This window comes from Nitrospirota bacterium (assembly GCA_016207885.1).
Classification (GTDB): domain Bacteria; phylum Nitrospirota; class Thermodesulfovibrionia; order UBA6902; family UBA6902; genus JACQZG01.
The window spans coordinates 125,336-146,480 of sequence record JACQZE010000004.1 but is presented as its reverse complement, the minus strand read 5'-3'; the positions used below and the strand labels follow the sequence as shown (position 1 = coordinate 146,480).

At 45.5% G+C, this 21,145-nt stretch carries 24 protein-coding genes and 1 tRNA gene; 13 read left to right on the top strand and 12 right to left on the bottom strand.

Features of this window, described 5'->3' with window-relative positions; all coding sequences use genetic code 11:
• Window positions 1-56: 56 nt before the first annotated feature.
• Window positions 57-1,469 (top strand): AmmeMemoRadiSam system protein B, encoded by a 1,413-nt coding sequence (gene amrB, locus HY807_03395; protein MBI4825452.1) that lies wholly within the window; start codon window positions 57-59, stop codon window positions 1,467-1,469.
• Here the strand turns inward: amrB and HY807_03390 are convergent.
• From HY807_03390 to HY807_03380, 3 genes are all read right to left on the bottom strand, one after another.
• Complete coding sequence (locus tag HY807_03390; protein ID MBI4825451.1) at window positions 1,447-2,676, bottom strand: peptidoglycan DD-metalloendopeptidase family protein; 1,230 nt, start codon at window positions 2,674-2,676, stop codon at window positions 1,447-1,449. The genes amrB and HY807_03390 overlap by 23 nt on opposite strands.
• Before the next feature lie 228 nt (window positions 2,677-2,904).
• Complete coding sequence (locus tag HY807_03385) at window positions 2,905-3,453, bottom strand: HPP family protein (GenBank protein ID MBI4825450.1); 549 nt, start codon at window positions 3,451-3,453, stop codon at window positions 2,905-2,907.
• A 133-nt stretch (window positions 3,454-3,586) separates the two neighbouring features.
• Entirely contained in the window at window positions 3,587-4,357 is a 771-nt protein-coding gene (locus HY807_03380) for an OmpA family protein (GenBank protein ID MBI4825449.1), read from the bottom strand.
• A gap of 199 nt (window positions 4,358-4,556) precedes the next feature.
• Between HY807_03380 and HY807_03375 the strand changes: the two genes are divergently transcribed.
• Complete coding sequence (locus HY807_03375; GenBank protein MBI4825448.1) at window positions 4,557-5,924, top strand: hypothetical protein; 1,368 nt, start codon at window positions 4,557-4,559, stop codon at window positions 5,922-5,924.
• A 32-nt stretch (window positions 5,925-5,956) separates the two neighbouring features.
• Here the strand turns inward: HY807_03375 and HY807_03370 are convergent, their stop codons facing one another.
• The 3 genes from HY807_03370 to HY807_03360 form a co-directional block, all read right to left on the bottom strand.
• A complete protein-coding gene (locus tag HY807_03370; protein MBI4825447.1) occupies window positions 5,957-6,763 on the bottom strand; it encodes a VacJ family lipoprotein in 807 nt (268 codons plus the stop codon).
• Window positions 6,764-6,847: 84 nt separating this feature from the next.
• Window positions 6,848-8,083 carry an HD domain-containing protein gene (locus tag HY807_03365; GenBank protein MBI4825446.1) on the bottom strand — a complete coding sequence of 412 codons (1,236 nt, stop codon included), beginning with the start codon at window positions 8,081-8,083 and terminating at the stop codon, window positions 6,848-6,850.
• 85 nt (window positions 8,084-8,168) lie between these two features.
• Window positions 8,169-8,855: a ribonuclease H-like domain-containing protein gene (locus HY807_03360; protein ID MBI4825445.1), complete on the bottom strand. Its 687-nt coding sequence runs from the start codon at window positions 8,853-8,855 to the stop codon at window positions 8,169-8,171.
• Between the two features lie 180 nt (window positions 8,856-9,035).
• Here HY807_03360 and HY807_03355 point away from each other — a divergent pair, with 180 nt between their 5' ends.
• The 6 genes from HY807_03355 to HY807_03330 all read left to right on the top strand — a co-directional run bounded on the left by HY807_03355 (window position 9,036) and on the right by HY807_03330 (window position 12,345).
• Complete coding sequence (locus HY807_03355; GenBank protein MBI4825444.1) at window positions 9,036-9,611, top strand: 2-oxoacid:acceptor oxidoreductase family protein; 576 nt, start codon at window positions 9,036-9,038, stop codon at window positions 9,609-9,611.
• Window positions 9,608-9,904 (top strand): 4Fe-4S binding protein, encoded by a 297-nt coding sequence (locus tag HY807_03350; GenBank protein ID MBI4825443.1) that lies wholly within the window; start codon window positions 9,608-9,610, stop codon window positions 9,902-9,904. The genes HY807_03355 and HY807_03350 overlap by 4 nt, the downstream gene beginning before the upstream one ends.
• Window positions 9,905-11,083: a pyruvate ferredoxin oxidoreductase gene (gene porA, locus HY807_03345; GenBank protein ID MBI4825442.1), complete on the top strand. Its 1,179-nt coding sequence runs from the start codon at window positions 9,905-9,907 to the stop codon at window positions 11,081-11,083.
• A 1-nt stretch (window position 11,084) separates the two neighbouring features.
• Window positions 11,085-12,038 (top strand): pyruvate ferredoxin oxidoreductase, encoded by a 954-nt coding sequence (locus HY807_03340; protein ID MBI4825441.1) that lies wholly within the window; start codon window positions 11,085-11,087, stop codon window positions 12,036-12,038.
• A 7-nt stretch (window positions 12,039-12,045) separates the two neighbouring features.
• Window positions 12,046-12,121 (top strand) — tRNA-Asn (locus HY807_03335).
• A gap of 77 nt (window positions 12,122-12,198) precedes the next feature.
• Window positions 12,199-12,345 (top strand): hypothetical protein, encoded by a 147-nt coding sequence (locus tag HY807_03330; GenBank protein MBI4825440.1) that lies wholly within the window; start codon window positions 12,199-12,201, stop codon window positions 12,343-12,345.
• Here HY807_03330 and HY807_03325 read toward each other — a convergent pair whose 3' ends face one another.
• Together HY807_03325 and HY807_03320 are read right to left on the bottom strand one after the other, a co-directional pair.
• The gene (locus HY807_03325) at window positions 12,346-13,374 is read right to left on the bottom strand and encodes a flippase-like domain-containing protein (protein ID MBI4825439.1); all 1,029 of its coding nucleotides are present in this window, start codon (window positions 13,372-13,374) and stop codon (window positions 12,346-12,348) included.
• 33 nt (window positions 13,375-13,407) lie between these two features.
• The gene (locus HY807_03320) at window positions 13,408-14,577 is read right to left on the bottom strand and encodes a cysteine desulfurase (GenBank protein MBI4825438.1); all 1,170 of its coding nucleotides are present in this window, start codon (window positions 14,575-14,577) and stop codon (window positions 13,408-13,410) included.
• A 76-nt stretch (window positions 14,578-14,653) separates the two neighbouring features.
• Between HY807_03320 and HY807_03315 the strand changes: the two genes are divergently transcribed.
• The 3 genes from HY807_03315 (at window position 14,654) to HY807_03305 (ending at window position 17,179) form a co-directional block, all read left to right on the top strand.
• Entirely contained in the window at window positions 14,654-15,502 is an 849-nt protein-coding gene (locus HY807_03315) for a deoxyribonuclease IV (protein ID MBI4825437.1), read from the top strand.
• Between the two features lie 24 nt (window positions 15,503-15,526).
• Complete coding sequence (locus HY807_03310; GenBank protein MBI4825436.1) at window positions 15,527-16,267, top strand: MBL fold metallo-hydrolase; 741 nt, start codon at window positions 15,527-15,529, stop codon at window positions 16,265-16,267.
• A gap of 66 nt (window positions 16,268-16,333) precedes the next feature.
• Window positions 16,334-17,179, top strand: coding sequence for a histone deacetylase (locus tag HY807_03305; GenBank protein MBI4825435.1), 846 nt, complete (start codon window positions 16,334-16,336; stop codon window positions 17,177-17,179).
• Window positions 17,180-17,198: 19 nt separating this feature from the next.
• Here HY807_03305 and HY807_03300 read toward each other — a convergent pair whose 3' ends face one another.
• The gene (locus tag HY807_03300) at window positions 17,199-17,468 is read right to left on the bottom strand and encodes a BrnA antitoxin family protein (GenBank protein MBI4825434.1); all 270 of its coding nucleotides are present in this window, start codon (window positions 17,466-17,468) and stop codon (window positions 17,199-17,201) included.
• Window positions 17,469-18,076: 608 nt separating this feature from the next.
• On the opposite strand from HY807_03300, the gene HY807_03295 reads away from it, so the two are divergent.
• Window positions 18,077-18,325 (top strand): hypothetical protein, encoded by a 249-nt coding sequence (locus HY807_03295; GenBank protein ID MBI4825433.1) that lies wholly within the window; start codon window positions 18,077-18,079, stop codon window positions 18,323-18,325.
• Window positions 18,326-18,376: 51 nt separating this feature from the next.
• Here HY807_03295 and HY807_03290 read toward each other — a convergent pair whose 3' ends face one another.
• The 3 genes from HY807_03290 to HY807_03280 are packed head-to-tail and all read right to left on the bottom strand — an operon-like array spanning window position 18,377 to window position 20,518.
• On the bottom strand, window positions 18,377-18,952 hold the full coding sequence (locus HY807_03290; protein ID MBI4825432.1) for a LemA family protein: 576 nt from the start codon (window positions 18,950-18,952) through the stop codon (window positions 18,377-18,379).
• A gap of 59 nt (window positions 18,953-19,011) precedes the next feature.
• Complete coding sequence (locus HY807_03285; GenBank protein MBI4825431.1) at window positions 19,012-19,788, bottom strand: TPM domain-containing protein; 777 nt, start codon at window positions 19,786-19,788, stop codon at window positions 19,012-19,014.
• Complete coding sequence (locus HY807_03280) at window positions 19,772-20,518, bottom strand: hypothetical protein (protein MBI4825430.1); 747 nt, start codon at window positions 20,516-20,518, stop codon at window positions 19,772-19,774. Before HY807_03280 ends, HY807_03285 begins: the two co-directional genes overlap by 17 nt.
• Window positions 20,519-20,699: 181 nt before the next feature.
• Here HY807_03280 and HY807_03275 point away from each other — a divergent pair, with 181 nt between their 5' ends.
• Window positions 20,700-21,095 (top strand): hypothetical protein, encoded by a 396-nt coding sequence (locus tag HY807_03275; GenBank protein ID MBI4825429.1) that lies wholly within the window; start codon window positions 20,700-20,702, stop codon window positions 21,093-21,095.
• Window positions 21,096-21,145 lie beyond the last annotated feature (50 nt).

Genomic DNA, 21,145 nt, shown 5'->3' with positions numbered 1-21,145 from the left:
CTGAAACTGACGAGCAGCACAAAGAAGGCAAAGTTCTGGAGAAAGGTCAATTGATATTGAAAAGGTTTCTTAACTTTCTGTTGGCTGTATTAATATTCTCACCGCTTGCATGTTCTGCCGATGTGAAGGAGCCTGCGGTTGCCGGCGCGTTTTATCCAAAAGATGGGAAGGTTCTTGCCAAGACCGTTGACAGCCTTCTATCAGGCGCAAAGGACAAGGCAGGCAGAGGGAGGCTTATAGCACTTATATCACCGCATGCAGGATATCAATTCTCCGGCGGCATCGCTGCATATTCTTATAATCATCTGAAAGAGCGGAATATAAAGACTGTAATTCTGATAGGCCCCAGTCATCATAAGTCATTCACAGGCGTATCTGTTTATACCGGAGACGGAATGAAGACGCCGCTCGGGGTTGTGAAGATCGACAGCAAAATTGCAGCTTCTCTTATCAACAAGGAAGCTGATGTGACATTTTTTCCGGAAGCATTTGAGAAGGAACACTCTCTGGAAGTTCAGCTTCCTTTTCTTCAGCGCACTCTTAAAGACTTTAAGGTCGTCCCGATAGTAATTGGTTCTCCTACGAGGGAGTCTTATAAGTTTCTCACAAAAAAACTGACTGAGATCATTAGGGATGATGAAGATGTGATAATTATAGCGAGCACAGACCTGTCGCACTATCACGATTATGAGACCGCCGTAAAGATGGATATGAAGATGATTGACGCGATTGAAAGGGTATCTATCGATGAGACGGAAAGGTTATTGATGAGCCGTGAAGGTGAGATGTGCGGCGGCTATCCTGTTCTGTACACAATGGCTGTGGCGCAAAATCTCGGAGCGACAAATGCGGAGCTTTACAAGTATGCGAACTCAGGCGATGTCACAGGCGACAAAAGCCGTGTGGTAGGTTATGCCGCGATGGGCTTTTACAAGAGCTATCTTTCAGATAAGGAAAAAGAGACTCTGCTGCAGCTTGCCAAAGAGACTATCAATGTTTATGTGAAAGACGGCAAACAGCCGTCATCAGTCACAGGGATTAAGAGATTAAAGAGCAACGGCGCTACGTTTGTCACCATAAGGGAGCACGGCATACTTAGAGGATGTATAGGCAATATAATGCCTGACATTCCGCTTTATGATTCTGTTATCAGGAATGCGGTTAACGCGGCAGCCAGAGACCCCCGGTTTCCGCCTCTAAGTGAACAGGAGCTTGATAAGATAGAGGTTGAGGTGACGATACTCTCACCGCTTGAGCTTGTAAAGGACACGAATGCCATAGAAGTAGGCAGGCACGGGCTTTATATTAAAAAGGACGGCAGGAGCGGCATTCTTCTTCCGCAGGTCCCGCTTGAGTTCGGCTGGGACAGGGAGACATTCCTGCAACAAGTTTCAAAGAAGGCCGGGCTTCCTCCTGATGCATGGAAGGACGCAGAGCTTTACTGGTTTACCGCAGAGATTGTTCCTTGAATGCATAAACAGGCGTGGTGATTGAAGCTAACTGTGTGTTCATCTGATCCCTGAATAGTCTGAATCCGGCCATTAACTGCTGGGGCATGGATTCTCCGCTTGGCAGCTTTACACTGAGTGGATTGACCGGTTCGTTATTGATCCGTAATTCGAAATGCAGGTGCGGCCCGGTTGAAATTCCCGTACTGCCGACTTTCCCGATAACCTGGCCCTGCTCTGCAGTTTTCCCTGTTCTGATATTATTGTTGATCTCCTGCAGATGGCCGTAATATGTTTCATATCCGTTATTGTGCCTTATTATTACAAGGTTGCCGTATCCTCCGTTATATCCCGCAAAAACGACCTTCCCGTCTCCGAGAGCAGAGACCGGGGTTCCTGCCGGTGCAGAATAATCAAGCCCGTGATGGGGCTTATAGACCTTCAATATGGGATGAAGCCTGTTTCCTGAATAATATGAACTTATCCGCCTGAAGTCCAGCGGAGCTTTCAGGAAGGCCTTTGCCAATGATTTGCCGTCAGCGTCGTAGTAGCCGGCCTTTCCGTTATTTTCAAAACGGTAGGCATGGTATATTTTATCGTTATTGCTGAATTCCGCAGAGAGTATCTTCCCGAACTTCTTGAACTTCCCGTCAAGGTAAAGCCCTTCAACAATAATTTTATATTTGTCATCTTCTCTGAGGTCGGAGGTGAAATCTATGTCCCATGCAAAGATGTCAGAAAGCTGAAGCGCCAGTATGAGGTTTTCCCTGCCTTCTCCTATGGACGAAATGAGATTGTCTTTTATTGCGCCGCCGATGCTCTCAATCTTCTTTTCATATTCGATAGGAATCCTTTTAGCTTTAAATATCTGATCTTTTCGTGTGACTTCAAGTACGCCGTCGTCACCGATCCAATACGACAGAGAATTAACACGGTTGTCTGCATCAACTGAAATATTATATTGCTGTCCGGGTTTCACCTCTCTTAAATGGTGAACATCTGCGGCAGCCTCCCGGATAGCAAACAACTCGGCAATATTAAGGCCGCAGCGCTTAAATACCTCGAAAAAAGTCTCTCCCTTTTTTATCGTACCGCTTATCTTCCTTAATGTTTCTGTTTTCAGCGGTTCTTTATTAACTTCTTCTTTGATATTCCTGACATCCCGGAGCTGAAAAAGTATTAATGTTGCAGCTATCAGAAAAATGGCTGCGGCAGACAGTTTCTTCATAAGATCTCCTTAACGCGATAATACGTTACAGTTTTTTCAGCTTCTTCATATGCCCGATTTCCTGCAAAACAAAATGGTATATGATGTAGAAGGAAAAAAGACAGAGAACGGCAGAACAATGATATATCTTATTGGCAATGCCGTGCTTACTTTTTTAACATATAAAGTTCAGAGAATTCAACCTGCGGGAGGTTTTGTCTATCAGTCATGCAGTAGGATGAAGGTCCATCAGAGCCAGAATTCAGGGTATCTGCGGGACTTCGGGATATTATTTATGAGAAGCGCGACAATGAGCAGGATTACCGCTCCAAGCCCGGCAGGCATGAAAGCATACAGGAAACCAAGGTTATGTATCTTTTCACTCCCTATGACGGCAATAAGCGCTGTTGCGCCGCCCGGGGGGTGGAGAGTTTTGGTAGCATGCATGAATGCGATGGAGGTTGCAACAGCCACTGCCCCTGCAAGCCAGATGTGCTGGCTTAACATCTGATAAGAAGCGACTCCTATGACAGCTGAAAAAATATGCCCTCCCAATAAATTTCTCGGCTGCGCAAGAGGGCTTTTTATCGCTCCATAAATAAGAACAGCCGAAGCTCCGAAAGAAGCGATGACCATGACAAGGTCTGTCTTTTCAAGGATATGGTAATCGATGTAAGTGACAGCGGCAATTCCGAGGAACGCCCCTATCCATGACCATCCGATCTCTGAAAGGCTGGCTCTTGGCGGGCATTCCCCCGTACCTCTCATTTTGCTGAAATATCCTGTAACTGCGTTCATATAATATGTTACCTGATCCTGCTGGATAGAGTTTATGATTTATATCATAACACCTTGAAAAGGGCAGATAACAAAGAAGGGACAGTTTAAAACAAACTGTCCCTTCTTTGTTGAATTTTAATGTAGTAAATCTTTATTCAGAAACTATAAGTATCTCGACCCGCCTGTTCTCAAATCTTCCCTCTTTAGTCTTGTTTGATGCGATGGGCTTCAATTCACCAAAACCGGTGACCCTTTTTATTCTGGCATCATTGATCTTGCCTTTTGTAACGAAATACTCTTTTACAGCATTGGCGCGCTGGGAAGAAAGCCTCTCATTGTAAGCTTCAGTGCCTACACTGTCTGTGTGCCCCTCAATAACCAAAGCTGCATCCGGGTACTTGCTGATAAACTCAAGCGCCTTTTCAAGCTTTGGATATTCAACCTTTCTGATAATGGCCTTATCAAAGTCAAAATTAATATGCAATGTCAGCTTGTCTATGACCTTTTCAACAGGAACAACCTTTTCTTCAGGAACAACTATTACCTCAGGAATAGGCGGAACCACTACCTCAGGAACAGGAATAATGACCGGCGGCGGCGGTATGTACGGACAGAGAGCATTTATCTTCTCGATAGCCTTTTCAATCATTGCCGCAGCTTCATCAGCCTTACACTCGTCATATGTTGCAAAGGCCCGGTTGACATCTGCTTCAGCTGCCTTAAACTCTTTCTTGCATGCCTTGTCTTTTCCATCTTCCCTGGCCAGATTCAAAAGCCTGTTCGCTTCCTGAAGCCTTTCAGGAACATAGTAGTACTGGGACTTTTCAGCGGTCTCAATGTCCATGCCTGCACATCCTATGATAAATGCAAAAGATAGGAGCAATAAAGTTGAAAATACCATTTTTGATACTTTGTGTCTCATGTCAATCCCTCCTGGTTTTTAATGGTTTATCTAAATATATATAGGCTGATTAAATTTGTCTGTCTGTTTGTCAGCGCTGCTTATACAATAATAGTTATGATTATAACCCAGCTTTTTTATATAGTCCAGCAAATAATAATATTTTTATTCATAGTTACCGGTTATGTTTTATCCTATAATATACGTTAAAATATCCCGGATGACAATAGATTCCAGGCAGCTAAAGATATTTTTTTCAGGGATAGGGGGAAGCGGGGTTTCAGCCATTGCCGGCTTTATGGCAGAAAAGGGCCATAATGTTGCCGGTTCTGACAGGGCTTTTGATGAAAATCCCGGCAGCCCGCTCAAAAAAACGCTTCAGTCTTCAGGTATTCAGGTCTTCAGCCATGATGGAAGCGGAATAGATGCTGCTTTTGATCTTGTGGTCTTCAGCACAGCGGTTGAGGATGACAGCCCGGAACTCCTCAAGGCAAAAAAACTTGGAGTCCATGTCGAGACAAGGCCTGAATTTCTTACTGAGATAACCAACTCGCATCAAACTATTGCTGTCGCAGGAACCAGCGGTAAGTCCACAACAGCTGCTATGCTTGCTTTTCTCATGGAGAGGCTCGGGCTTGATCCAAATTACATAGGCGGTGGAAGGGCAAGGCAATTCAGGTCTGAAACCAATCCCGGCAATTTTCTCTCGGGAAGTTCCGATTATCTTGTCATAGAGGCATGCGAGTCTGACGGGACGATTGTCAATTACAGACCGGGATATTCCATAATCCTGAACCTTTCACTTGATCACCATACTGTTGCAAAAACTGCCAATATGTTTAAGGAGCTCATAAAGCATACATGGCAGAAAGTAGTAGTCAATGCTGATGATGAGAACCTGGCAGAGTTAAGGTCTGAGTGTGTGACAACCTTTTCCATAGACAGTCCTTCTGACTACAGGGCTGAAGCAGTTCAGTTCATGCCGCTTGGCACTGATTTTTCATTAAGAGGGACGAGGTACAGACTTTCTCTCCCGGGCAAGTATAATCTGTACAATGCTGTTTCATGCATTGCGCTTCTTTCAGAAATAGGGATATCCCCGGTCCTTATTGCAGCAGCGCTCCCGGAATTTCAGGGGATAGTGAGAAGGTTTGATATACATTTCAATGACGGGAAGAAGCTTGTAATTGATGACTACGCGCATAATCCTCATAAAATATCAGCCCTTATGGAGACTGTGACGCGGCTGCATCTGCGGATATGCTATATATTTCAACCTCACGGATTCGGGCCCACAAAGCTCATGAAGGATGAATATATTGAGGCCTTTAACAGGAATCTTCGAGATACAGACCATCTTATTCTTCTTCCCATTTATTATGCCGGCGGCAGTATCGTAAGGGACATCTCAAGCAGAGACCTTGCCGACGGCATCAGCGAGGCCGGCAGGTCTGTTGAGGTCATTAAAGACAGGGATGAGATTTTAAAGAGGATTGATGGTTACAGCGCATATGTCATATTCGGCGCTCGTGATGAGACCCTGTCAGATCTTGCAGACCAGATAGCAAAGAAAGTGCAAAATTGCTGAAGAAACTTTATATATATTAAATATCTCAGCTTTTATTTGTCTATCTTGTTCTCTCTGTACTGATGATAGATATCTTTTATCGCAGAATAAGGGTCAATGGCGTCTTTCTTGATCTCTTCGTAATCACCTATCACAAGCGATACCCTGTTGACCTTATCGCCGGTTCTGACGGCGAGCCCGTCATAAGCAAATGGCGTGACATAAGTTACCGGATCAAGAAAAGTGTCTCCGGCAAGGCCTACTGTGTCACGAAGGCTTGAAGGCCCGAGGATCGGCCAGACTATATAAAAACCAGGGCCTGCATCCCACCAGACCCCGAAGGTCTGTCCCAGGTCTTCATCCTGCATCTTAAGATTTAAATTTTTCTTCGCAGGGTCAAAAAGGCCTAAAACGCCTACAGTGGTATTAATGCCGAAACGTTTCATCTCAGTGCCGGCGGAATCAAATTTTAACTGCAGTACATTATTGACAAGCCTTACCGGAGTGGTAAGGTTATTAAAGAAATTGCGCACTGATATTCTGGCCGGTTCAGGAACTACCTTTGAGTAGCCTTTAGCAACCGGCTTTAAGACCCAGAAGTACAGCTTGTCGTTGAAATGAAAGAATACGCGGTTCACAGGTTCAAGCGGGTCGGATATCTTCTCTAACCCGTTGTCATCGCCGGAATCCTCCCCGTCATCGAGATAATCATCATCATCTTCTTCAGCATCAGCCAATAATACGGCGCTGTCCTGTTTCGCAAGCAAAGGTTCATTTATGGTTTCATCGGCAAAAGAAGGGGCTGAAATAATGCTGAGCAAAAAGGCTGAGATCAAAAACATCCTGATGATAATTTTCATATTTACTCCTCCTTGTTAATGAGTCTATGCTACCTCAAAAACAGCGTATTTATCAAGGTTAAAATATGTGAAAAAGCGAGTGGTTTAATCGGGATAATTCTTTGATAGGCTTCTGATAACGTCAAGACAGGAGAAGAAGGCGTCTATCATTTCAGGGTCAAACTGTTTCCCTGCTTCAGATTGAAGGTTTTCCAGTACTCTGGATTCATCCCACGGCTCTTTATATACCCTCGGAGAGCTGAGGGCATCAAATACATCGGCTATGGCAACCACTCTGCCGAACGGCGGGATCTCTTCTCCCTTTTTTCCTCTTGCCTTTCCTTCACTTGTTTCACAGCCCGGAATCGGTTTCCCTGTCATGCTGTTGACATGTCCGGGATACCCGTTCCCGTCCCATCGTTCATGATGGTTCAAAGCGATGATCGAGGCTGCTTCATCAAAGTCGGAATACATTTCAGAAAAGAGTCTTGCCCCAAGATAGGTATGCCCTTTCATCGTTTCAAATTCCTCAGGGCTGAGTTTTGCGGGTTTCTTGAGTATAGTGTCTGAGATAGCAACTTTGCCTACGTCATGCAGCATGGCGCCCATTCTGAGGATGTCCTTGTTCTTCTCGATATCTTTTATTGGAACGCCTTTTTTTGCGGCCCATTCTTCATAGATTTCTACAGAGTAGGATGCGACACGGTTTACATGAGCTCCGGTCTCTTTCGGATCGCGCATCTCAGCCATCTTTATAACTCTAAGAATGATAGCTCTTGTAAGCTGCGCTCGTTCAATGGCTGCTGCTGCGATATTCGCAAAATTCTTTATCAAAGGCTCATCGTCCTCGGTGAAGCCGATGGTATTGCCATTATTATCCCTGGAATTGATGAGCTGAAGTACGCCGATTATCTTCTCATGTGCCGTCACAAGAGGAATGGTAAGCATGGACTGCGTGCGGTAATCGGATATCTTGTCATACTCTTTGTCAAAAGAATACGGAGCTTTTTGGGAAAGATTATATACATCTGCAATATTAATCATCTCTCCTGTGTTTGCCACATATCCTGCAATGGAATCATTATTGATAGGGATAGAGAAGGTGGAGAAGATGAGCTTTTTGCCGGGGGCAAGCCTGCTTTGAAGGATCGTGTTCTGAGTATGGCTGAACTTCAATCTGTTGTTCTCAATAATATATATCGAGCCTGCTTCAGCATTGACTATCTGTCTTGATACTGACAGGACCTTTTCAAGCAGCAGGTCAATATCCTTGAGCAGGGATATCTCGACCCCTACATCGATCAGTTCCAATAATCTTTCTTTACTGTAGTTAATAGCCATTTATTATTTTTTCAAAAAGCTGAAATATTATAACTGAGACTCATGCAAAAATCTTGCATCGATTTGAGGCAGGTAAATTAAGAACCTATTTACGGGGAGAGAATCTTATGTACTTGTCCCAGTATTCAAAGAGCTCTTTTGTTGCGTAGAGGTCGCCGACGCAGTATCTTGCGATATCAAGATGCCTGCCCTCTTTAAATAGGCCTGCGACCTCGTGCCCTGTGACGCCTTCCTCTTTCGGGCTCTTGATTCCGAATGCCGTACACCACATATGGAGGCTGAATTTCCTTCTGACCGAGCCGTAAAAGGTGAGCTGGTCAAGGAGGTCAATATGTGAAGCAGCGCTGTAACGGTTGGGCATAAGATCTTTTGTCGGTGTAATCTTGTGGATAGCTGAACGTATCATCAGATAGGGGGCGTCAAAACCCCTTCCGTTGAATGTGATTATGCTGTCGTAGTGCCTGACAGTCTCCCAGAATTTATTAAGGATACCTGCCTCGTCATCGGCTGTATACTCTATCCCGTCCTCTTTCAGCGGTTCATGCGCAGCGCCGGGAGACTGAAAATATACAGCGCCGTTATTCGTGTCGGGGTTGAGCATCCCGATGGCTACTATCTCACCGGTGAGAGGGGAGAAGGCGAGGCCCTCTTTCGCCTCTTGTATCGCCTCTTCGGTATCGGCGTATTTAATGATATATTCCTGCGACATCTCATCCATCGCGTCAAAGTCACAGCCGATGGTCTCAATGTCAACTACGATCTTTTTGGACATAGGATTTTTTAACATCTTTTGCTAAAAGATGCAAGGTAATGGATTAATCTCAATCGTTGCTTGGCACTTTAAGATAGTCTGAGCTGTCCCTTGAAAAGAATGCTTATTATAAGCTAATATAATCTTCTTTTTATTTTGGATATGTGTTTATAACCAATAATAATGTCCGGAGGAATAAAAATGGCAAAAGCAATTGAAATTCGCTGGCACGGCCGCGGCGGACAGGGCACAGTCACTGCTGCCAAGGTCCTTGCAGACGCCTGCCTCAGCGGCGGAGGATATGTTCAGGCATTCCCTGAATACGGCCCCGAGAGAGCCGGAGCCCCTATCAGGGCGTTTAACAGGATAAGCGACAATGCGATAAGGATGTACGGCCCTGTTCTTCACCCGAAGGTTATCAGCATTGCAGACGCAACATTAATAGACGCTGTGAATGTGACTGAAGGCGCTCCTGATGACGCGGTATTTCTCGTGAACACATCGAGGGATCCGAAAGAGGTCAGGGCGAAGCTGAAGGTGAAAGACTCGCAGAAGGTATATACAGTAGACGCGACAAAGATAGCTGTTGACAGCTTTGGAAGGCCGCTCCCGAATTCATCCATGTTAGGCGCGATATGCAGGATAACGGAAGTTGTAGGCATGGATGTGCTTCTGGACAATGTCAAAAAGAGTTTCGGCAAGAAGTTTGCCCAGAAGATCATTGACGGCAACCTCAATGCCACAAGGCGCGGATATGAGGAGGTAAGGGAAGGATGAGCAAGAAATTCTGGGAAACACTTCCGCAGGGCTCTGTAGTTCTGGAGGCCGGGAGTTCAGCTAAGTTCAAGACAGGCACATGGCGGTCGATGAGGCCGAAGTGGATAGAAGAGAACTGCATTCAGTGCATGTTCTGCTGGATATACTGCCCTGACATGTCCATCAAGGTCACGGCAGAAGGCAAGAGAGCGGAATTCGATTATGATTACTGCAAGGGCTGCGGGATATGTGCCCTCGAATGCCCCGGTAAAAAGGGCAACAAAGCAATAGTTATGGAAGAGGAGGGCAAATAAATGGGCAAGATAGTTGCAGTTACCGGAAATGAAGCATGCGCGTATGCCCTTAAGCAGATCAACCCTGATGTATGCGCAGCATACCCTATCACACCTGCCACTGACCTTATGCAGAGGTTTTCAGGCTATGTCTCGAACGGCCAGGTGGATACAGAATTGGTGCTCGTAGAGAGTGAGCATAGCGCAATGAGCGCATGTATAGGCGCGGCAGCAGCAGGCGGAAGAGTTGCAACAGCCACATCATCACAGGGCCTCGCGCTTATGTGGGAGATGCTTTATATAGCAGCAGGAACAAGGCTTCCGATAGTCATGCCTCTGGTAAACAGGGCGCTTTCAGCTCCGCTGAATATTCACGGCGACCATTCTGACGGCATGGGAGCCAGGGACACGGGCTGGATCCAGATATATTCCGAGAATGCCCAGGAAGCATATGACAATCTGATCCAGTCTTTCAGGATCGCAGAGCATCTTGAGATCAGAACGCCTGCGATGGTCTGCATGGATGGTTTTATCGTCAGCCACTCTATTGAGAGGGTCGAATATATTGATGACGCGGATGTGAAGAAGTTTGTAGGGAAATTTCAGGCGGTGCATCCGCTGCTTGATCTGGAGCATCCGAAGAGCTACGGGCCGCTGATCCTCACCGATCTGTATCATGAATACAAGCGGGCACAGCATGAGGTCATGACAAAGGTTTCGGGTGTTGTGCTTGAGGTTGCGGCTGAATTTGAAAAGATGACCGGCAGAAAATACGGTCTCTTTGAATCATACAGGCTTGAAGATGCTGAGATAGCTATCGTCGTTATGAGCTCTGCGGCAGGAACGACCAAAGACATTATCGATCAGTACAGGGATAAGGGCGTAAAGGTAGGGCTTCTGAAGCCGAGGATGTTCAGGCCGTTTCCCTTCACGCAGATAGCAGAGGCGCTCAAGCATGTGAAGGCTATAGCAGTCCTTGACAGGGCGGATTCATTCGGCGGATACGGGCCGTTATTTTCAGAGATAGCCGGAGCGGTAATGTCGATGGATACAAAACCCGCCATGATCAACAAGATCTTCGGGCTTGGCGGAAGAGACTATCTGCCGGATCAGGCAGAGCAGGTCATAGATGAGCTTATCAAGATCGCTGAAACCGGAAAAGTCGGAGCTATTAAAGAATATATCGGGGTGAGGGAATAAGATGACAACTAAAGCACTCAAACTAAAAGAACTTGCGAAGGGAGAGGACAGGTTCGCTCACGGCCACAGGATGTGCGCAGGCTGCGGAGCGCCGATAGTTGTAAAGCAGGTGCTTATGGCAACCGATTATCCCATTATCGCCGCAAATGCCACAGGATGCCTTGAGGTCTCCTCATGCATCCAGCAATTCACGGCATGGAATATCCCCTGGATGCACAGCGCCTTTGAAAATGCGGCAGCAACCATATCAGGAATTGAGGCGATGTACAGGTCGCTGGTCAAGCAGAATAAGCTTGAAGATAAGAATGTAAAATTCATAGCATTTGGCGGCGACGGCGGAACCTATGATATCGGGTTTCAGGCGCTTTCAGGCGCGATGGAGCGCGGCCATGACATGATGTACATATGTTATGACAACGGCGCATACATGAATACAGGCATTCAGCGTTCAAGTGCGACACCTTTTGGAGCTGACACAACTACATGCCCTGCCGGTGATGTGATCCCCGGCAAGCTGCAGCAGAGAAAAGACCTTACAAGGATAATGGCTGCGCACGGCATTCCTTATGTGGCGCAGGCATCGCCCGCAAACTGGATGGACCTTATGAAGAAGGTGCAGAAGGCGTTTGAGATAAAAGGTCCCAAGTTCATGAATGTTATTTCACCGTGTAACCGGGGCTGGCGCTCAAGGACGGATGATGCAATTATGTTGAGCAAGCTGGCTTTTGAAACTTGTTACTGGCCTCTGTTTGAGATCGAGAACGGCGTCACCAGAATAACAGCTAAACCGAAAGAGAAAAGACCGCTTGTAGATTTCCTCAAGCCTCAGGGCAGGTTTAAACATATGTTTGCCCCCGGCAACGAGTGGATGCTCAAACAGGCGCAGGAATCTGTTGACGCGCAGTGGGAGCGTCTCCAGAAAGAGGCTGTTTTCTCAGGCGGAGAAGAAAAATAAAGATTATTCCCGAGTAGCTCAGCTGGCAGAGCAGGTGACTGTTAATCACCTTGTCGGGGGTCCGAATCCCTCCTCGGGAGCCAGAATATAATGAAAGGGCTTTCGCAGAAATGCGGAAGCCCTTTTTTATTTAGACCATCTCTCCTGTTAAAATATCCATATGAAAAAAAATAAAACAGCCGGCCAGCCTGCAGGAAAAAACCGTCAGGGAGAAAAACGCCGCCCTATCTGCCTCAACAAGGACTGCAAGATCAGGAGGGCAGGTTGTGAGGGGTCGCAGGAGTGCCCGGGATATAAAGGCAAGTAGTTACTTCGCTTCGGTTTTTTCTGATAATTCTTTTATTGAGACATGATCCTTCATTGCATAGATCACTCCGACAATGATCGTAAACCCCATCGAAACCACCCACAGCACAATCCCGTAGCTGGCGGCAGTAGCTTTGGGGATCCTGAATATCTCATGCAGCACAAAGACACAGGCTGCCTGAAAAGGGCCGAGAAATCCGGGAGCCGGGAAGAGAGTGGAAAAAGCTACGAAAAGGTTAAGTATCAAAAGAGAGGATAATACAGGGAGCATATCGGCAAATCCGAAAGCATGGTAGACCGGGTATTGCGTGACTGTAAGGCAGACCCATACAAGAAAAGAGAGTCCGAGAGACATAAGAAATCCCTTTATGTCTTTTAAAATATTGAGCCCCTGGGTAAATGAATTCACCATTTCAATTATCTTTAATCCCCAGTTGTCAGGGAGCGGCCTGATGAATAAACGCACCGCTTTCATGGCAAGTTCATTTTTATGCAGAAGGAATAATATAAATACAAACATGATCAGTGACAAGATCAGGCTTATCCAGCCGATCGTAACAATGTTGCTGATTATATTGCCGGCATCCGGGCTGCTCAGCGACAGCACATCAGCGTAGAAAAAAGTGATAGAAAAGAGCATGAGGAGAACCATAGACATGTCAAATAACCGCTCAACGAATATTGTAGCAAAGGCGGTGCTGAAGCTTATGTCCTCTCTTTTACCAAGCAGGTAAGCCCGTATCAGCTCTCCTGCGCGCGCAGGGAGCATATTTGCCATGAAGCCTACAAAGAGCGGTGAGAGGATATTTTTTACCGGCACTTCCTTGACAGGCCGTAACAGATAATGCCACCTCATCGCCCTGAAGAGGTACGTTATCATGATAAGTATGACTGCGGGGATAAGGTACAGATAATTTGCCTTTGATAATTCCTCAAGGAGCATGGAAAACTTAACGCCCTGAAATGCGTACGCAAGAGAGAGAACAATGATGACGAGGCTTATAAAAAGGTGGATGTATTTTTTCTTCATGGTCTAATATAGCAGGAAGCGATAACGATTGTCTTATACACGGGCAGCGTTTTTTCTGCCGTTAATAATTTCTGTGAATGCTTTAACCGCGCTCTCTATATCTTCCGCACTATTGCCAATGCCGGGCGATATCCTGATAGTGGAGTGCGCCTCTTCTTCAGTCAGCCCCATTGCCAGAAGTATGCCGGAAGGTTTTGATGAACCTGAGTGGCAGGCTGATCCTGCTGATATCGCTATGCCTTTACGGTCAAGTGCCATGACAACTGAAGCACCGGGCATGCCCGGCAGAATTATACTGATGGTGTTCGGCAGCCTGAACTTTTTATTGCCGTTCAGTTTTGCACCGGGGAAGAGTTTAATAATATCTTTCTCAAGCCTGTCCCGCAGGGCTTTGACCAGTTTCATTTCAGAAAGGTTCTGATATGCAAGTTCTGAGGCCTTGCCAAGCCCGGCGATATGTATCACATTTTCCGTGCCTGCCCGCAATCCGTTCTCCTGTCCTCCGCCAAGTATCAACGGTTCGATGGCGATCCCTTTTCTGATATATAACGCGCCGATACCTTTCGGCCCGTAAAATTTATGTCCTGAGAGCGAGAGAAAGTCAACGCCGAGTTTTTTTACATCAACAGGTATCTTGCCTATAGCCTGTGTCGCGTCAGCATGAAAAAGCGCGCCATTTTCTTTGGCAATTGCAGACAGTTCTTTGATTGGCTGAATGACGCCTGTCTCATTATTGGCTGTCATTACAGACACAAGGCATGTTCTCTTTGTGATCGCTGAAGCGAGATCATCGGGATCAACCCTGCCGGACCTGTCCACTTGCATGTATGTTATCTTTATGCCGTTCTTCTCCAGCCATTTGCATACATTGAGAACGGAAGGATGTTCGATAGAAGAGGTTATTATATGGTTTTTATTTTTGATATTTGCAGACGCAATATTTTTCAAGACATGGTTGTTAGCCTCTGAGCCGCTGCCTTCAAATATAATGCATCCGGCTTCACAATTCAGGAGTTTGGCAACGCTATTTCTGGCGTTATCAACGATCTGCCTGGCTGTCGTCCCTTCCATGTATGTGTTTGAAGGATTTCCGGGATAATTTTTCATCACATCAATCATTGCGTCACGCACCTCAGGCGCAAGCGGCGTGGTTGCGTTATGGTCAAGGTATATTCTTCTCGTTTTTCGATTAGACATTTTCATTTTTGGATTAAGAAGCCTATTTAGAATAATATATAGACATGACAATGTCTATTACAGGAGAGACAGGATAATAACCATGAGAAGGATCGGCGTACATGTCTCCATAGCAGGCGGGATTCACCTTTCAGTTGAGAGGGCGAAAGAACTTAACTGCGGCACGATGCAGATATTTTCACACAATCCAAGGGGATGGGCGTTTAAGGATATTGATAAGGAAGAAGCATCACAATTCATTAAGCTTTCTCAAGAGTCAGATATCAGCTCATTCATCCACTCGTCTTATCTCATAAACCTTGCCTCACCTGACGATGAAACAAGGCGCAAGTCAATTGACCTGCTTTCTTATGAACTGCGCATGGCAGACCTGCTTGGCATAGATCATGTAGTGCTTCATCCCGGCAAGACGGTCGGGCAGGAATTGAATATTGCCTTGGAAAAAACAAAAGACGCTCTTTTAAAGGTGTATGAGAAGGCAGAGTACAGATCAGGGATACTGATTGAGAACACTGCAGGACAGAAGGGTGATATCTCTTCTTCCATAGCGATGATCGCGGATATCATTGAAGGCGCTCCTTCAGGACTGATAAATGGGATATGCTTTGACACATGCCACGGCTTTGCAGCGGGCTATGATATAACTAATGACGATGGGCTTCTCCGGCTTGAGGATGAGATACTTAAATATCTCTCTCCTATGAAGGTTGAGCTTATTCATCTCAATGACGCGAAGCAGGGGCTCTCTTCAAATATAGACAGGCATGAACATATCGGCCGGGGTGCGATAGGCATTGATGGTTTCAGGCGGTTTCTATCGCTCCCGCTTTTAAAGGATGTCCCGCTGGTTTTAGAGACGCCAAAGAAAGAGGAAGATGATGACATAAGAAACCTCAAGCTCGTTAGGGAGATTTTGAAGGAGATAGGGTAATGCAGTTGGGGTATAACCTTTAATATGAAATTGATAATTCTTGGCAGCGGCACATGCGTTCCTTCGCTTAAGAGGAACGCGCCGGGTTATTTTCTTGAGTCTGAAGGCAGACAGATATTAATTGACTGCGGAAGCGGAACGCTCTTGCAACTTGAAAGGGTGGGAAAGAGTTATAAAGATATTGATGCGGTATGTGTCACGCACCTTCATCCTGATCACTTCGCTGATCTCATGCCTTTGATACACGCGCTTATCGCAACTCCGGGATTCAAGAGGGAGAAGGAACTTCTCATCGCAGGCACTGTAGGTTTCATTGAATATTATGAAAACGCATTCATCCCGATTGTGAAGAGGCGTGAGTTTATCAAGCTCATAAAAATGGAGGATGATATCGTGCTTGAGCCGTTCAAAATATCCTCAGCCAAGACCGTACATTTCGGCAGCAGCCTTGCATATAGAATTGAAGCAGGCGGAAGGTCTGTTGTCTTCACGGGTGACGCCGACTATGATCAGGGGCTGATAGATCTTTCAAAAGATGCCGACCTCTTGATAGCTGACTGCTCCTTTCCTCATTCACTCAAGATGAAAGGGCATCTCTCTGCAAAAGAATGCGGGCTTGTCGCGCAGGCTGCCGGAGTGAAGCGTCTTATCCTGTCCCATATTTATCCATCCGATGTTTCAGATGATAAAAGAGTTGAAGAGGCGCAGGAGGTCTTTGACAGCCATGTTGAACTTGCCGAGGATTTGAAGGAGATCGAGATCTGAGGTAAATTATGGAAGTCCGACTTCCATAATTTGAAGAATTGACAAAAAATCTTTAACATATAATCCATGAAGATATTCTATTCACCCAAATGCCTGAAGTATTCCTCTCCCGGCCATCCTGAGTCGCCTGCGCGCGTCAACTCCGCGCACCGGTTTCTCGCGGATAGAGGATACAGCTTTACCGAACCTTCGCCATCTTCTGATGATGATATACTTCTTGCCCACTCTCCTGAACTTCTCGCAAGAGTTAAGACCGGCGGTTTTTTTGACCTTGACACTCCTTCACTGCCGAATATCTTTGAGCACGCAAGATTATCTGCAGGAAGCGCGATAGCGGCGGCGATGCACTGTCTCAGCGGTGAGAAGGCTTTCTCTCTCATGCGGCCTCCCGGCCATCATGCGACAAAAGATAATCTCGGCGGTTTCTGCTACTTCAACAACATAGCCATCGCTTCATTAAGAGCCAGGGAGAAGGTGAATAAGGTCGCGATAATTGATTTTGACTGTCATCACGGAAATGGCACTGAGGATATCTTTTTAGGCAAAAAAGATTTTCTGTATCTCTCACTCCATCAGAGCCCGCTTTATCCCGGCACAGGACTTCAGAGCAGGGACAACTGCATCAACATTCCTCTGCCTGCGGATATCAGCCCTGAAGAATACTTATCTGCTTTCAAAGAAGGGCTTAATGAGGTCAGCAGATTTGCTCCTGATATGCTTGCAGTCTCTGCCGGATTTGACTCTTACAGGCTTGATCCCATAACCAATCTCTCTCTTGAGAAAGAGACATACAGAACAATAGGTGAGATGATAGCAGGTTTGGATAAACCGACTTTCTCTATCCTTGAAGGCGGCTACAGCAAAGAGCTTGCGGATTGTGTCTTTCAGTATTTAAGCGGGCTGGAAGGGTAGAAGGCTGTTCTCTTTTGACCTAAGCTGTTTTTAATTCTTTATCAATTCGCTCTGCTAAGAATATCTTAAGCAAAGATTGATATGGCACATCCTTTTTATGCGCAAGGAGTTTAAGCTCCTCTATCATTGACTCAGGCAGTCGCAAAGATATTGTTTTTATAGATGGCTTGAGATTTGACAAAATGACTCGTTTGCCTTCCCCCCAATTGACATACTCAGTAGAATCATGAGTTGCCCAAAATTTTCTCTCTTCATCTTCGTTTTTGAATTTAGGTATTTTATTCTTCATGGGATTGATACTCCTCCTTTTCCTTTTTATTTCTTTTAGTTATTCCCTGTTACAGTTTTTCCTTTTTCCCAATGATCTGTGAAAAGTCTATAAAGCCAATGATATGATAATGCGCTTACATTACCCAAAAGTCCAAAGAGTGCCCATTCGATTTTGTTTCTATTTGCTTTTCTGTAAAGGTATCTCGAACAGAAAATACTTAATATGATTAATAAAACAAATAGTACTAAGTCTGTTATTCCATATGATTGAGAAAACATAGCGTATGATCCGCTTCCCCAACATAGTAATATCAGTAGTGATAGTATGTATTTCATCATTATGATTTATTTCAATTAATATACAGCCAGCCGTATTTGCTGGAATAAGAATATCATAGTTGTATGAATAGGAAAATACAACCATAGCGCTTGACTTGTATCTCAATATCGGCAATCATAAAAACATGATCTGGATAGAAAACAATACACAGGTTTCAGGAGGTGCGTTAAGTGTCTGAAGGGATCGCATGGGGGAAAAACATAAGCGTTGCTGTTGAGTCGGCTGAGAAAGAAGGGAAGCTGATATTCATTGATTTTTTCAGCCCAACGTGAGGCGCCTGCCAGAGAATGGAGACAGGTACGTTTCCAGACAAAGCGCTTCAGGATTATTTAGAGAAGAACTTTATTCCGGTAAAGTTTGAGACGGGAATTGACGCTGAGCAGTTTCTCAGTTTTGATGTTAAGGGAACGCCTGCATTTATAGTTCTTGATTCAAAAGGCGATGAGATATACAGGAAGATAGGCTTTTTTGAAGCGGGACAGCTCATGGAACAGCTTGAGAAGTCCCGCGAGAAATTCACTCACCATCATCATTGATCCCGCGGAAAAGATTCCCCGCCCTTTTGGGGCGGGGAGGTTTGTCTCAAATTAAAACGTAACCTTTGGCACAGCTGATTCGCCTTCAGGAAGCTCATAGTACTCCGCGTTTGTTACACCCGCAAGCCCTGCAAAGAACCTGCCGAAGAAGGTTCTGATATATGTATTCAGCAGCTGTACCGATTCGTTATATCTCATCCTCTCAACTGCTATCCTGTTCTCTGTTCCCTCAAGGCTGTCCTGAAGTTTCATGAAGTTTTCATTTGCCTTAAGCTGCGGATACTGCTCGTTCAGCAGCAGAAGCCTTGAGAGCATACCCTCAAGCTGGTTGGATGCGTTGATCTTTTCTTTAACCGAGCCGGCGCTGAAATACTTTGTCCTTGCGTCAGCGATATGTTCAAAGAGCTCTTTTTCATGAGCCGCGTATCCCTTGACGGTTTCGACAAGGTTCGGGATGAGATCGTACCTTCTCTTCAGCTGATTCTCGACCTGCGCCCAGCTGCCCTTAACATTTTCATCCATTGCGATTGCGTTGTTATATCCGCCGATGATCCACTTTGCCATCATGATGCCTATAACAAGAATTACGCCGACAACAATAAGTGTGATCTTTAATCCTTTTGACATGATAAACCTCCTTTAGTGATTATTATATGAAATAACTGCTAACTGTCAACTTGTAACCCTTACCATCCCCCTGATGCGCCTCCTCCGCCGAAACCGCCACCGCCTCCTCCGCCAAATCCGCCTCCTCCGCCGAAGCCTCCGCTCCTTCTTCCCCCGCCCATCATGTTCATCATGATAAAGAGCAGCATCAGTCTCGGATGTTTTATGAACATATATACAAGAAAGATCAGGAAGAGAATTCCAAAGATAGAGTTTGCAAGTGAAGGCTTACGCACTCTGCCATTTTTGTTGGCCACCGGGGACTGGATGCCCGGCATGCCTGTGATCTCAACTTTTGCATCTCTGGATATCTCGCTTATCACCGCAAGCGCTGCTGTAAGTATCCCTGTTGAATAATCACCTTTTTTAAAGTAAGGCACCAGGTACTCTCTTCCGACAGAGCCGACAAGGCTGTCAGGGAGAACGCCTTCAAGGCCGTAGCCGACCTCTATCCTGTATTTCCTGTCCTGAAGCGCGATCAAAAAAAGCACGCCGTTATCTTTATCCTTCTGTCCGAGCTTCCACTTGTTATGCGCGATATTAAGAGAGAAATCCTCAAGCGAAGCTCCCTCAAGGCTGTTTATCGTAAGCACAACCATCTGGGCTGTTGTCTTCTGCTCAAGTTCTTTAAGGTAAATGTTAAGGCTTGTCTCGGCATTATCATCAATTATGGCAGCGAGATCCACCACATAATTTGCAGGGGTGTCAGGGATATTAACTTCTGCGCGTGCAGTTATCGGAGAGAAACAGAACAGGACGGATAGAAGTATTAAGAAAGACTTAAACAATGGCCGCATCAATTATCCTTCCCAGCTCTTCAGTGGCTTTGTAGTAGTCTTTAAATATTGCATTTAATTCCTCAGACGAATGTTTGGCCTTCTCATGCTTCTCAGAAAGGACCTTTGCAAATATATCAGTATTGATCCCGGATGCAGCTGAAAGTGACCTGATCACAGCGCTCTGTTTTACAGGCGTTTCTTTTCCGAGCAGGACTATAATCCCACGGAAGAGCGGGATGTAGCCTGTGATAGAGCCGGCAAGCCCTTCTGCCAGAAGCTTCCTGTCTCCCTGAGATGATATATATCCCTGCCTCAGCCAGATGAGCTTTGACTTGATCTCTCTTTCACATTGATGCCTTAGGTCGCTCAGGTTGATCTCCAGGCCTTTTAATAGATCTATGCCAAAGACAGTCTGGTGAATGAGTTTAAAATTCAGAAACTCGACAGGGAAGACGTCCAGGGATGTGTTTATATAATATGGAGTCATAACAAGAGGCGCGGCAACCTTGTTCTTTCCGTATTTCTTCCCAAGCGGCGCGATAAGTTCAAGAAAATCCAGATCCATCTCCTTCAGCACGAAGATAGAGTTGACATCCGATCTCTTTTTGTCAAAATCATCAGTGATCGCGGTGCCTGTCACATAGATGGAATGTATCATGTCCTGATGGCCGGCAAGTATCTCATTGAAGAACGGCTTTATTCTTTCCGCGGCTGTTTCATTGAGCTTTGATAAATTGATAACAGACATATGGCATATCCTCCCGGAACGGCGCTTAACTTATTTTTAATTACTAACCTATCATAAACATACAGTCAATTCAATGACTGACAGACAATTTACTCAGGCTTTCATTATAGCTTTTATCGCGGTAATTATGGTCAGCATCACAGGGGTTGCATTTATCCAGCCTTAATCAGATACTAATGATATGACAATAACTGATGCGCGCAAGATGATGATCTGTTTCCTGGCTTTTTTGTTCATTGCCGTATCATGCGCCACCACCGGGGAAAGGAGCGAACTTGAAGAGATGATACAGCCGTATCGTTCTTATGAAGAGTGCTTTGAACTCAAAAGGGGAGAGACGCTGGAGTATTCCTTCACATCCTCCAGGCCGCTTGATTTTAATATCCACTATCACGCGATGGACGGGCTTCATTATCCTGTTAAAGAACGGAATATAAGGTCGCGCAAGGGCACATTGGTATGCGATGAACAGAAATATTACACTGAGGACCAGGAGTCGTTCTGCATGATGTGGGAGAATAAAGAAGAGGCTTTTATAAGTCTTAATGTCAAATATGGCATTATCGGCGGAAAATGAGGCTGAATCTGCCTTAATGCCTTCAATACCCCCTGCATAAATATTTTCTG